This is a genomic window from Micromonospora sp. NPDC049580, assembly GCF_040675595.1.
In the GTDB taxonomy this organism is placed as follows: Bacteria; Actinomycetota; Actinomycetes; order Mycobacteriales; family Micromonosporaceae; genus Micromonospora.
The window spans coordinates 1-12296 of record NZ_JBFAPG010000147.1 but is presented as its reverse complement, the minus strand read 5'-3'; the positions used below and the strand labels follow the sequence as shown (position 1 = coordinate 12296).

The 12296-nt window shown below is 73.3% G+C and carries 13 protein-coding genes; 8 read left to right on the top strand and 5 right to left on the bottom strand.

Going from position 1 to position 12296, the window contains the following annotated elements:
- The 3 genes from AB0J68_RS14815 to AB0J68_RS14805 all read right to left on the bottom strand — a co-directional run.
- Positions 1–666, bottom strand: a 666-nt coding sequence (locus AB0J68_RS14815) for a mechanosensitive ion channel family protein (RefSeq protein WP_363938880.1), incomplete at its 3' end; no start/stop codon positions are given.
- 81 nt (positions 667–747) lie between these two features.
- On the bottom strand, positions 748–1569 hold the full coding sequence (locus AB0J68_RS14810) for a DUF1206 domain-containing protein (RefSeq protein WP_354860973.1): 822 nt from the start codon (positions 1567–1569) through the stop codon (positions 748–750).
- 58 nt (positions 1570–1627) lie between these two features.
- Positions 1628–1993 carry a hypothetical protein gene (locus AB0J68_RS14805; RefSeq protein WP_354860975.1) on the bottom strand — a complete coding sequence of 122 codons (366 nt, stop codon included), beginning with the start codon at positions 1991–1993 and terminating at the stop codon, positions 1628–1630.
- 75 nt (positions 1994–2068) lie between these two features.
- Between AB0J68_RS14805 and AB0J68_RS14800 the strand changes: the two genes are divergently transcribed.
- Together AB0J68_RS14800 and AB0J68_RS14795 are read left to right on the top strand one after the other, a co-directional pair.
- A complete protein-coding gene (locus AB0J68_RS14800; RefSeq protein WP_363938879.1) occupies positions 2069–3295 on the top strand; it encodes a cysteine desulfurase-like protein in 1227 nt (408 codons plus the stop codon).
- The gene (locus AB0J68_RS14795; protein ID WP_363938878.1) at positions 3292–3579 is read left to right on the top strand and encodes a GNAT family N-acetyltransferase; all 288 of its coding nucleotides are present in this window, start codon (positions 3292–3294) and stop codon (positions 3577–3579) included. Before AB0J68_RS14800 ends, AB0J68_RS14795 begins: the two co-directional genes overlap by 4 nt.
- Before the next feature lie 15 nt (positions 3580–3594).
- On the opposite strand, the gene AB0J68_RS14790 is transcribed toward AB0J68_RS14795, so the two are convergent.
- Positions 3595–5088, bottom strand: a complete 1494-nt coding sequence (locus tag AB0J68_RS14790; protein WP_355136265.1) for a glycoside hydrolase family 3 N-terminal domain-containing protein — start codon at positions 5086–5088, stop codon at positions 3595–3597.
- Positions 5089–5304: 216 nt separating this feature from the next.
- On the opposite strand from AB0J68_RS14790, the gene AB0J68_RS14785 reads away from it, so the two are divergent.
- The 4 genes from AB0J68_RS14785 to AB0J68_RS14770 all read left to right on the top strand — a co-directional run bounded on the left by AB0J68_RS14785 (position 5305) and on the right by AB0J68_RS14770 (position 8743).
- Positions 5305–5430: a hypothetical protein gene (locus AB0J68_RS14785; RefSeq protein ID WP_255421242.1), complete on the top strand. Its 126-nt coding sequence runs from the start codon at positions 5305–5307 to the stop codon at positions 5428–5430.
- Positions 5431–5517: 87 nt separating this feature from the next.
- Positions 5518–6468 carry a TIGR03557 family F420-dependent LLM class oxidoreductase gene (locus AB0J68_RS14780; protein WP_355065658.1) on the top strand — a complete coding sequence of 317 codons (951 nt, stop codon included), beginning with the start codon at positions 5518–5520 and terminating at the stop codon, positions 6466–6468.
- A 73-nt stretch (positions 6469–6541) separates the two neighbouring features.
- Positions 6542–8173: an ATP-dependent DNA helicase RecQ gene (locus AB0J68_RS14775; RefSeq protein WP_354860982.1), complete on the top strand. Its 1632-nt coding sequence runs from the start codon at positions 6542–6544 to the stop codon at positions 8171–8173.
- Positions 8174–8239: 66 nt separating this feature from the next.
- The gene (locus tag AB0J68_RS14770; protein WP_354860983.1) at positions 8240–8743 is read left to right on the top strand and encodes a hypothetical protein; all 504 of its coding nucleotides are present in this window, start codon (positions 8240–8242) and stop codon (positions 8741–8743) included.
- On the opposite strand, the gene AB0J68_RS14765 is transcribed toward AB0J68_RS14770, so the two are convergent.
- Positions 8733–10331 carry an MFS transporter gene (locus AB0J68_RS14765; RefSeq protein WP_363938876.1) on the bottom strand — a complete coding sequence of 533 codons (1599 nt, stop codon included), beginning with the start codon at positions 10329–10331 and terminating at the stop codon, positions 8733–8735. The genes AB0J68_RS14770 and AB0J68_RS14765 overlap by 11 nt on opposite strands.
- Before the next feature lie 81 nt (positions 10332–10412).
- Here AB0J68_RS14765 and AB0J68_RS14760 point away from each other — a divergent pair, with 81 nt between their 5' ends.
- Both AB0J68_RS14760 and AB0J68_RS14755 read left to right on the top strand, forming a co-directional pair.
- Positions 10413–11174 carry a TetR/AcrR family transcriptional regulator gene (locus AB0J68_RS14760; RefSeq protein ID WP_363938875.1) on the top strand — a complete coding sequence of 254 codons (762 nt, stop codon included), beginning with the start codon at positions 10413–10415 and terminating at the stop codon, positions 11172–11174.
- Positions 11175–11184: 10 nt separating this feature from the next.
- Positions 11185–12219, top strand: a complete 1035-nt coding sequence (locus AB0J68_RS14755; protein ID WP_363938873.1) for a helix-turn-helix domain-containing protein — start codon at positions 11185–11187, stop codon at positions 12217–12219.
- The last annotated feature ends 77 nt before the right edge of the window (positions 12220–12296 follow it).

Below are 12296 nucleotides of genomic sequence, written 5' to 3'. Positions count from 1 at the left end.
CCAGATCTGGACCACCACGTAGCTGAGGGTCAGCTCCTCGATCCGACCCCACTCCCCCTCGACGACCACCACGTCGTCGAGGCGGACCGCGTCGCTGAAGGCGAGCTGCAGCCCGGCGAAGACGTTGCCGAGCAGACTCTGGGCGGCCAACGCGGCCACCACACCGACCACACCGGCGGAGGTCAGCACGCCGGCGCCGATACCGCGCACGCTCGGGAACGTCATCAGCATCACGCCGACGGTCAGGATGACGATCACCGCGACGGTCAGCCGCCGCAGCATCACCACCTGGGTACGCACCCGTCGGGCGTGCCGGTTGTTCGGCACGTCGACGCGGAACCGGGCGAGCGCGGTGTCCTCCACGACGATCAGCAGCGCCGCCACCAGCCAGGCCGCGCTGGCGATCACGCAGAGCACCAGCAGGTGCAGCAGCAGCCGCCGCCAGCTCTCACCGACGGCGTACCCGGTGCTCAAGCGGATGGCGAACTGCACCGCGAGCACCGTGACGGCGACCTGGAACGGGCGGTGCGCGTGGTCGGTCAACTCGGTCATCAACAGCGAGCGGCGACCGAACCGTCGGGTGAGCCGGTGGATGACCCCGACCAGGAAAAGGGCGACCGCCGCCGCGGCGAGCGCGGCGACGGCCGTTTCGAGATAGCTCTGCACGAGTGGGGCGCTTCCCTTCGACCGGGGGCGGTAGTTCGGGCAAAAGCCCAATAGTGCCCGACGTCCCCGGTATCGACCAGCTCAGACCTTGCGGTACCGGGACTGGAGGAAGCAGTAGACGCCGAAGCAGGCGATGCCCAGGGCGACCAGGGTCAGCAGGAAGGTGCCGTACGACTGCTCGCCAAGGGTGTGCAGCGCGGCGTCCAGACCGCGGGCCTTCTCCGGGTCGTAGTTCACCGCCGCCACGATGACCAGCAGGCCGGCGATGCCGTACGCGACGCCCTTCGCGACGTACCCGGCGATGCCCAGCCGGCGGGCCAGCTTGCGGGTCTTCGGGCTCATCTCGCCGGTCTTCAGGTGCTTCTCGAACTTCTTGAGGATCCCGTAGATCACCAGACCGACGCCGATGGCGGCGAGCACCAGCCCGGCGAGGCCGACCAGCCAGCGGCCCCCGGTGGAGGTCATCAGCTTGCCGGTCAGCGCCTCCTGCTGGTCGGCGCTGTTCGAGCCGGCGTCGGAGAAGACCTTGAACGCGGTCCAGGCGAAGTAGAGGTAGACGATGGTCCGGCCGGCCGAGGCGAGCCGTTCGGTGACCCGCTCCCTGCCCCGCTCGGCGCGGTGCCCGACCGCCGCCTCCAACCCCTGCCAGATCGCCATGGCGAGCAGGCCGACCGCGGTGGCGATGACCAGGAACTTGCCCAGCGGTTGCGCGGCGAGCGTCCGCAGCGCGCCGGACTGGTCGCCGTCGTCGGACGACGAGCCGAACGCGATCTGCAGGGCCAGCCAGGCGAAGAGCAGGTGGACGATGCCGTAGCCGATGAAGCCGGCCCGGGCGAGGAGTTCCAGCCACCGGCTGTCCGCCGTTCGGGAGGCGGTGGCTTCGGCGCTACGGGTGAGTGACATGCGGCCACAATCTCCGATTTCGAAGATCCCCAAACGTCGGCCACCGCCGCCCGCCAGGTCAGTTGCCCGGGTTGCGGGAAACGCGGATCTTGACCTGCTGGTCGGTGACGCTGTCGAGGGTGACCGCGAAGCCGCCGGCCTCGGTGGCCTGCTGGCCGGTGGTGAGGGTGAGCTGCTCGCCGGCGACCTCGACGGTCACCTGGTCGCCCTCGGCCCCGACCAGCTTGGCCTCGACGCCCAGGATCGTGGCGCTCGCGTCGACACCCCGCTCGAAGGTGACCGTGCAGGCGTCCAGCCCGCAGTCGGTGGAGGCGCCCTGGGAGCTGCAACCGGCGAGCACGGCGAGGCCGAGCGCCAGGCCGGCGAAGAGGCCGGCGGCGCGGCGGACGGGGGGCAGGGGGATGGTGGCGGGTCGGTTCGTCACCTCGCCAAGGGTACGAGACGTCCGCGACGCCCAGGCGAGGGCGAGCGCGCAACGCATCCCGGCTAGGGTCCGGGCATGGCCTTCGACATCGCCCGTATCCGGGCCGCCTATCCCGCCCTGACCGAGGGCTTCGTCCACTTCGACGGCGCCGGGGGCACCCAGACCGCGGCCGGTGTGATCGACGCGGTCACCGACGTCATGCGCACGGCCGTCGGCAACCGCAGCGCCGCGTTCGAGCCGGGCCGCCGCTCGCTGGAGCTGGTGGCGGCGGCCCGCTCGGCGGTCGCCGACCTGCTCGGCGCCGAGCCGGACGGGGTGGTGCTGGGCCCGAGCGCCACCGCGCTGACGTACACCCTGGCCCGTACGCTCGGCGCTGGTTGGCGGCCGGGCGACGAGGTGGTGGTGTCCCGGCTCGACCACGACGCCAACGTGCGCCCGTGGGTGCAGGCCGCCGAGGCCGCCGGCGCGACGGTGCGCTGGGCCGAGTTCGACAGGCACACCGGCGAGCTGCCCACCGGCCAGTACGCCGACCTGGTCGGCGAGCGGACCCGGCTGGTCGCGGTGACCGCCGGCAGCAACGCCATCGGCACCGTGCCGGACGTGCCGGCGATCGCCAAGATCGCGCACTCCGTCGGGGCGCTGGTCTGCGTCGACGGGGTGCACTCGGTGCCGCACGGGCCGACCGACCTGGCCTCGCTCGGCGCGGACGTGCTGGTCACCAGCGCCTACAAGTGGTCCGGGCCGCACCTGGCCGCGATGGTCGCCGACCCGGCCCGGTGGGCGGCGCTACGCCCGGCGAAGCTGGTGCCGTCCGCGGACGCGGCGCCGGACCGTTTCGAGTACGGCACCCCGAGCTTCGCGCTGCTGGCCGGCGTGACCGCCGCGGTGAACCACCTCGCCGGGCTGGACCCGGACGCGGTCGGTGACCGCCGGGCGCGGCTGCGGGCCGGACTGGCCGCCGCGCAGGCGCACGAGGAGGCGCTGCTGGACCGGCTGCTCGCCGGACTCGCCGCGCGGCCCGCGATCACCGTCTACGGCTCGCCGGCGCGGCGCTGCCCGACGGTCTCGTTCCGGGTCGCCGGGATGTCGCCGGCGGCGACCCAGCAGGCGCTTGGCGACGCCGGGTTCTGCCTGTCGTCCGGCGACTACTACGCCTACGAGTACTTCCAGACGATGGGGTTGCGCGACAGCGGCGGCGCGGTGCGGGCCAGCATCTACCACTACAACACGGCGGACGAGGTGGACCGGTTGCTGGCCGAACTCGACGCGGCGGCCGACCGGACGGGGACAATGGCCCGGTGAGCACCCTCGTCGAGGACAACCCCGCCAAGAACCGCTTCGAGATCCTGGTCGACGACGCGCTGGCCGGCTTCACCGCGTACCTGCCCCGTGGGGAGGTGCTGGTCTTCACCCACACCGAGGTGGACAGCGGCTTCCAGGGCAAGGGCGTCGGCAGCGCGTTGATCCGGGGCGCCCTGGATCAGGTGCGCGCCCGCGGCGGCCGGGTGGTGCCGCAGTGCCCGTTCGTCGCCGCGTTCATCGACAAGCACCCCGAGTACGCCGACCTGGTCGCCGAGCAGCCGTAACCGAACGGGTCGGCGTCAGCGGGCCCGGCCGGTCAGCACCTCGGCGGCGGCCTGCCCGCTGGCCCGGGTGGCGCCGTGGGTGGCCAGGTGGGCCGACCCGGTGACCAGCTCGGGCACGCCCAGCTCGACCACCACCGCGTCGGGCCGGGCGCTGAGCGCACGCCGCACCGCCGCGCGCATCCACTCGTGCCGGTGCAGGTCACGGACCACCAGGACGAGGGGACGGTCGCCGGCCCCGGCGCCCGGGTCGGCGGGCACGTCGGGCTCGGCGTGGCGCACCGTCGTCGTGCCGGGCAGCAGCTCGCCCAGCGGCTCCCCGATGCCCCACGGGGTCTCCGCGCCGATGGCGATGTTGCGCGGCGGCTCGAACTCGACCACGTACGCGGCGCGGGTCAGCGGCAGCGCGCTCGGCGCGTCCGGGCCGGTGGTGACCCGCACGGCACGACGGGCGGCGACCAGCCCGACGTCGGAGGCCCCGTGGACGGCGCCCGAGCGGGCGGCGCGGGCGGCCACCGTCCAGGCGGCGAGCTGCCCGACCCGTTTGGCGGCCTCGGCGAGGCGTTCCTCGGGCAGCTCACCGGAGACGACGGCGGCCACGATGGCGTCGCGCAGCTCCCGGGCCGCCCCCTCGTCGGCCCGCTCACCACCGACGCAGATCGCGTCGGCCCCGGCGGCCAGCGCCCGCACCGCCGCGCCGGCGAAGCCGTACCGGTCGGCGACCGCGCGCATCTCGACCGCGTCGGTCACCACCACGCCGGAGAAACCCATCTCGTCGCGGAGCAGCCCGCCCAGGATGCGCTGGCTCAACGTGGCCGGCAGCCGCTCGTCGAGCGCGGGCACCAGCAGGTGGCCGGTCATCACCGCCTGCACGCCGGCCGCCACGGCGGCACGGAACGGCGCCAACTCGCAGGCGTCCAGACGGGCCCGGTCGGCGGTGATCCGGGGCAGGTCGTGGTGGGAGTCGACGCGGGTGTCACCGTGCCCGGGGAAGTGCTTGGCACAGGCGGCCACGCCGCCGCGCTGCAACCCGCGGACCCAGGCGGCGGTGTGCCGCGCGACGAGCGCCGGGTCGGCCCCGAACGACCGGACGCCGATCACCGGGTTGGCCGGGTTGGAGTTGACGTCGGCGTCCGGCGCGTAGTCGAGGGTCACCCCGGCCGCCGCCAGCTCGACGCCGAGGTCGAGGGCGACCGCCTCGGTCAGCGCCGGGTCGTCGACCGCGCCGAGGGCGAAGTTCCCCGGCCGGGTGCTGCCCCGGGCGGACTCGATCCGGGTGACGTCGCCGGCCTCCTCGTCGATCGCCACGATGACGTCCGGCCGCTCGGCGCGCAGCGTGGCGGTCAGCGCCGCCACCTGGGCGGTGTCGACGACGTTGCGGGCGAAGAGCACCACCGAGCCGAGCCCTTCGCCGAGCCAGCGGCACACCCACTGTGGCGGCGTGGTGCCGACGAACCCGGGTTGCAGGACGGCGGCGGCCAGCGCCGGAAGGTGCCCGGCGGGCGCGGTCACGCCGTGGCCCCGAAACGCTCGGCGTCGGTCGCGGGCGTCGGCGCGTTGCCGCCGACCCGCTGGTTGCGCTCGCTCATGCGGCCCCCGTACCCCATCTCTCGCGCGCCCTCGGCGCACCGCCACCGGCAGGCGGTGCTGCCATGGTCACACCGAGCGATTCAATAGTCAATAAACCTTACAGTTGCCCGGCGGCACCGTTCCCGGGAGAGTGCGGGGATGGACCCCGCCCTGCTGGCCGACGCCACGAGCCCGGCCGACATCCCCGGCGTACGCCTGCTCGGCCTGGTGGTCGGCGCCCTGCTGCTGCTCGCGGCGATCCGGGCGATGTTCGGCCGACGGTGAGCGATCAGGCCCCGGCCTACCGGTGTGGCCGACCGCGACCGGGGTACGGCTTCCCCATCAGCTGGTCCGCGCGCCGAAGGGGAAGCGATGAAGATCGGTTACTTTCTGTCCAGTGAGGAGTTCACGCCGGCCGAGCTGGTGGAGCAGGCCCGCGGCGCCGAACGGGCCGGCTTCGAGGCGCTGTGGATCTCCGACCACTATCACCCCTGGGTGGACGCGCAGGGCCAGAGCCCGTTCGTCTGGTCGATGATCGGTGCGCTCAGCCAGGTCTGCTCGCTGCCGGTGACCACGGCGGTGACCTGCCCGACCGTGCGGATCCACCCGGCCGTGATCGCCCAGGCGGCGGCGACCAGCGCGGTGCTGCACGGCGGGCGGTTCGTGCTCGGCGTCGGCACCGGCGAGGCGCTCAACGAGCACATCTTCGGCGACGCCTGGCCGCCGGCCGACGTCCGGCTGGAGATGCTGGAGGAGGCCGTCGAGGTGCTGCGAGAGCTGTGGGACGGCGGCTTCGTCAACCACCGCGGCAAGCACTACACGGTGGAGAACGCCCGGATCTACACGCTGCCCGACACGCCGCCGTCGATCTACGTCTCCGGCTTCGGCCCGAAGGCCATCGACCTGGCCGCCCGCATCGGCGACGGCTACGTGAGCACGATGCCCGACGGTGAGATGGTCCGGCGCTTCAGGGAGAACGGCGGCGGCGACAAGCCGTGCCAGGCCGGCTTCAAGGCGGCGTACGCGGCCAGCGAGTCCGAGGGCGCGCGGATCGCGTACGAGCGCTGGCCCAATGCCGGGGTGCCGGGCGAGCTGTCCCAGGTGCTGCCCTCGCCGCGCCACTTCGAGCAGGCCGCCGAGCTGGTCACGCCGGAGATGGTGCGCGACGCGTTCGTCTGCGGCAACAGCGCCGACGCGCACCTGGAGATGATCGACAAGTACGCCAAGGCCGGCTTCGACGAGGTGTACGTGGCCAACACCGGCCCGCACTACCAGGGCCTGTTCGACCTCTACCAGCGCGAGGTGCTCCCCCGCCTGCGCTGAGCCACCGACCCGCCGAGCCCATGATCGCCGAACGCGTTTCGGCGGTCGTGGGCTCGGGTACCTCCGGCCCTCGATGAAACTGTCCACGCATTCGATGACGTTGCGCCGCGCGGCGCGGAGCCTCTTCGGCTGGAAAGCGCTGCGGCCCAACCAGCTCGCCGCCATGCGCGCGGTGATGAAGCGACGTGACGCCCTGGTGGTGTTGCCCACCGGCGCCGGCAAGTCGGCCATCTACCAGATCCCGGCCAGCCTGATCCCCGGCCCGACCGTGGTGATCTCCCCGCTGCTGGCGCTGCAGCAGGACCAGATTGCGGCGCTCAACGAGCGGCAGCGTCCGGAGCTGCGGGCGGTGCGGATCAGCTCGAACGAGTCGGCCGCGCAGCAGGCCGAGGCGATCGCCGAGATCCAGTCGGGCCGGGCGGAGTTCCTGTTCATCACGCCGGAGCAGTTGAGCAACCCGGACCGGATGGCCGAGGTCGCCGCGCTGAAGCCGGCGCTGGTGGCGATCGACGAGGCGCACTGCATCTCCGCCTGGGGGCACGACTTCCGGCCCGACTACCTGGCGCTGGGCCACCTCATCGAGGGCATCGGCCGGCCGCCGGTGGTCGCGCTGACCGCCACCGCCTCCCCGCCGGTACGCGACGACATCATCGCCCGCCTGCGGCTGCGCGAGCCCGAGGTGGTGGTGTCCGGGCTGGACCGGTCCAACCTGTTCCTGGAGGTGGCGCACTGCCCCACCGAGGACTACCGGTGGCGGCGGCTGATCGCGCTGCTGCGCGACGACGAGCGACCGGGGATCATCTACGTGCCGACCCGCAGGTCGGCCGAGGAGCTGGCCGCCCGGCTGACCGACGCGGGCTTCCCGGCGCAGTTCTACCACGGTGGGATGCCGGCCGGGGCGCGCAACGAGCTGCACGAGGCGTTCCTCGCCGACCAGGTGCCGATCATGGTGGCCACCTCGGCGTTCGGAATGGGCATCGACAAGCCCAACATCGCCTGGGTGGTGCACATGGCGCTACCCGACTCGCCGGACAGCTACTTCCAGGAGATCGGCCGCGCCGGACGTGACGGACAGCCGGCCCGGGTGCTGCTGCTCTGGCAGGCCGAGGACGTGGGCCTGCAACGGTTCTTCAGCGGCGGCCTGCCGGACCCCGACGAGTTGCGCGACCTGGCCGCGCTGCTGCGCCGCAAGCCGGCCACCAAGACCGAGCTGCGCGAGGCCACCGGCCTCGGCCCGCGCAAGCTGGGCCAGTACCTCTCGCTGCTGGAGCAGGCCGGCGCCGCCGAGCCGCGCGCCCGGCAGCGCATCGCCGCGCCCCGCTACTCGCCCACCCCGACCGACGCGGCGGCCGCGGCGCTGGCCGAGGCGGAACGCCAGCAGACGGTGACCCGCTCCCGCACCGACATGATGCGGGCCTTCGCCGAGACCACCGCCTGTCGCGGGCAGACCCTGCTGGCCTACTTCGGCGAGCAGATGACCGAGGTCTGCGCGCACTGCGACAACTGCCACCGGGGCACCAGCGTGGCCGACCAGGGCGCGGTCGGGCCGTTTCCGGTGCACAGCCAGGTGCGCCACGCGGAGTGGGGGCACGGCCTGGTGCTCTCCTACGAGGACGACAAGATGACGGTTCTCTTCGATGAGGTCGGGTACAAGACCCTGTCGGTGCGCGTGGTGTCCGAGCAGGGTCTGCTGACCCTGGACTAGCCTGACCCGGGCACCGGTGCGGGGCCCGTGGATTGACACACTGAGCAGGGCGGAAGGGGCGTTGCCGTGATCGAGCAGCCGGCGTACACCGGTTTCGGTTTCTCCGACGGGGAGTGGGGGCTGCTGGTCGGCCTCCCGCAGTCGGTGCTGACCGCGGCGAGCGCCGCCGAGTCCGACGGCACCCGCCGGACCATGGCGGAGAACGCGGCCGGGCTGGAGACCATCGCCGCGGGCCGGGAGTCGGCCAGCCCGCTGGTCGCCGCCGTGGCCGGCGAGATCGTCGCGCGGGTCGGCGACCCGGACAGCGGCGAGGAGCTGCCGGTCATCGCGCCCGCCGACCCGGGCGCGATGATCGACGACGTGTTGGTGCGGGCCGGCGAGGCGTCCGCGTTGCTGGCCGCCCGGGTCGACGAGGGCGAGGCCGGCGCGTACAAGCACTGGCTGGTGAAGATCGCCGAGCAGGTGGTCGGCGCCGCGTCCAGCGGCGGGCTGCTCGGCCTCGGCGGCGAGTCGGTCAGCGACTCCGAGCGGCGGTTCCGCGACCGGCTCGCGCACGTGCTCAACGACTGACCGACGACGCTTCCGACAGCGGCGTACCGTTCGGTTCGGTCGGCTCGGCGGCCAGCGCCGCCGGGTCGGCCGGCCGGACGCCGCGCAGCGTGACCAGCGCGGTCGCCGCGCCCAGGACCATCGCCACCATGGCGGCGATCGCGGCGAGGTGCAGCCCGTCGGTGAAGGCGAACCGGGCTGCGTGCAGCACCGCGTCACCCACCTCCGCCGGCAGTCCCCGGGTCACGGCGAGGGCACCGCCCAGCGTCTCCCCGGCCGCGTCGCGGGCGTCCGCCGGCAGCCCGGCCGGCAGCTCGTCGAGGACCTCGCGGCGGTAGATCGCGGCGCCCACGCTGCCCAGGATGGCCATCCCCAGCGCGCCGCCCAGCTCGCTGCTGGACTCGGTCAGCGCGGAGGCGACACCGGCCTGCTCCGGCGGCGCCGCACCGAGGACCAGCTCGGTGACCAGCGACATCACCATCACCAGGCCGCCCGCGTACACGCTGGCGCCGACCAGCAGCAGCCAGAGCGGCGTCTCGGGCGTGACCCGAGTCAGCACCGCGAACCCGAGCACGGCGATCGCGAAGCCGGCGCCGATCAGGTACGCCCGCTCGACACGCTGGGCGAGCGCGGCGGCGGCCGGGGCCACGCCGCCCACCGCCAGCGACGGCACCAGGCTCCACAGTGCCGCCCGCAGCGGGCTCAGGCCGAGCACCAGTTGCAGGTGCTGAGTGGTGAAGATGGCGAACCCGACAAGGGCGAACATCGCCAGCAGGTTCACCGCGAGCGACCCGGCGAAGCCGTGGCGACGAAACAGCGCCAGGTCGACCATCGGGTACGCCCGGGTCCGCTGCCGGTGCAGGAAGAGCGCCCCGACGAGCAGACCGGCGACGACGGCCAGCACCCGGACCGCGCTGACGCCGTCGCGTGCCATCTCCTTGATGCCGTAGATCACCGGCAACAGCGCGCCGAGCGACAGCGCCGCGCTGACCAGGTCGAACCGCCCGCGCACCGGGTTGCGGAACTCGGGCACCAGGACCGGGGCGAGCAGGAGCAGCAACAGCATCGCCGGAATGTTGATCAGGAAGATGGAGCCCCACCAGAAGTGCTCCAGCAGGACGCCGCTGAGCACCGGTCCGATGGCGATGCCGCCGGTGAGCGTGGCGGTCCAGATGCCGATCGCGGTGCCCCGCTGCTTGGCGTCGTGGAACATGTTGCGCACCAGGGCGAGCGTGGACGGCATCAGGGTGGCCCCGCCGACGCCGAGCACGGCGCGCGCGGCGATCAGCGTCGCGGCGCTGTCCGCGTACGCGGCCAGCAGGGACGCGGTGCCGAACGCGGTGGCGCCCAGCAGCAGGAGCCGACGCCGGCCGATCCGGTCGCCGAGGGCGCCCATGGTGATCAGCAGCCCGGCGAGCACGAAGCCGTAGATGTCGAAGATCCAGAGCTGCTGGGTGGCGGTGGGCCGCAGCTCCTCGCTGATGAACGGGACGGCGAAGTAGAGCACCGACACGTCCATCGAGACCAGGAGCAGCGGCAGCATCAGCACCGCGAATCCGATCCATTCCCGCCGGCCCGCGCGGGGTGCCGGTGCGGTCGTCGCTGTCATGCGAGAACTCCTTCTGCGTATGGCGTACGCTGTTATGCGTAGACCATACGCAGAACTAGGATGGCGGGGCAAGGAGGAAACGTGGCGGAGACGAAAGACGACAGCGGCCCGGCGCTCCCGCCGGCCATCGAGAGCGCCTGGGGCCTGCGGGGGCGGCCACCGCGGGGTCCCCGACCCGGCCTCAGCGTGCCCGCCATCGTCGACGCCGCCGTCCGGGTCGCCGACGCCGATGGGCTGCCGGCCGTCTCGATGAGCCGGGTGGCCAAGGAGTTGGGCGCGGCCACCATGGCCCTCTACCGGCACGTCGGCTCCAAGGACGAGCTGCTGACGCTCATGGTGGACGCCGGGTACGGCCCGTCGCCCGGCCCGGCCTCGCCGGACGACGACTGGCGCGCCCGCCTGACCCGCTGGGCCTGGGCCGAACACGACGTGCTGCGACAGCGCCCCTGGCTGCTGCACGTGCCGATCACCGGCCCGCCGATCACCCCTCAGCAGCTCGACTGGATGGAGGACGGGCTGCGCTGCCTCGACGGCACCACCCTGCCCGAGGGCGAGAAGATGTCGATCCTCCTGCTGATCACCGGGTACGTCCGCAACGAGGCCGCGCTCACCAACCAGATCGCCGAGGGCAGCCGGGCGGCCGGCGTCGAGCCGGGCGAGATGATGCCGGCGTACCGCCGGATGGTGGGGCGTCTCATCGACCCGGCCCGCTTCCCCGCGCTGCTGCGGGTGCTGAACGCCGGCGTCCTCGATCAGGACGACGACCCGGACGACGAGTTCACGTTCGGCCTGGACCGGATCCTCGACGGCATCGAGGCGCTGATCGCCCGCCGAGCGGCCTGAGGCGACGCCGATGCTTCCCAGAGAGACCGTCGACACCACCGTCCTGCCACCCGGTGAACGGTTCGGCATGTGGCTGGACCTCGTGGCGCGCACCTCCGCGCCGTTGCGGATCCAGTCCGCGCACACGGCCGACTTCGCCGCCCGGGCCGATTTCGTCGACCTCGGCGCGATCCAACTGGTCGAGTACCAGTACCCGTCACTGGACGCCACCCGCACCCGCAAGCTGGTCCGCCGCTCGGACCCGGAGCTCTACGTGCTCGCCCTCACCACCGGTGGCGTCGGCACGTCCAGTCAGGACGGTCGCCGCAGCGAGATCCTGGCCGGCGAGTTCACCTTCTACGACGCCTCCCGCGAACACGACGTCTGCCACCACTCGACCGAGCCGCAACGGACCCAGGCCACCTCGATCATCACGCTGATCCCGCACGCCGCGCTGCCGCTGCCACCCCAGCGGATGGCCGCGCTCTACGGCGGCCGGATGTCCGGCAGCGAGGGGCTCGGTGCGCTGCTGGCGCAGTTCCTGCTCCAGGTGACCGGGCACCCCGAGCAGTACCACGCCGCCGACGCCGGCCGGCTCGGCGCGGTGGGGCTGGACCTGGCCACCACCATGCTCGGCCGGCACCTGGTCGCCGAGGACGCGGTGCCGACCGAGGTCCGCCGCCGGGCGCTGGTCGCCCAGGTGCAGGCGTACGTCCACCGCCACCTCGGCGACGCGACGCTCAGCCCACAGGTCGTCGCGGACGCCCACCACATCTCGCTGCGCACACTGCACCGCCTCTTCGAGGCCGAGAACTCCACTGTGGCGTCGTACATCCGGGACCTTCGGCTGGACCGGTGCCGGCGTGACCTGACCGACCCGACGCTGCGGACCCAGCCCGTGCAGGTCATCGCCGCGCGCTGGGGGTTCGGGGACAAGGCCCACTTCAGTCGCGTGTTCCGGGCGGCGTACGGGGTGAGCCCGCAGGCGTGTCGCGACGGCGACGCACTTGCGGCGCGGCCCGTCAACCGCCTGGCGTCCAGAGTCAACTCGTCCGGGGCAGACTGACGACCGACGTGGCCGAGGCGGCGCCCGCGCACCGGGCTCGACAGCGGCCACGAACGGGGGCCGTGGCGAGGCGCCCG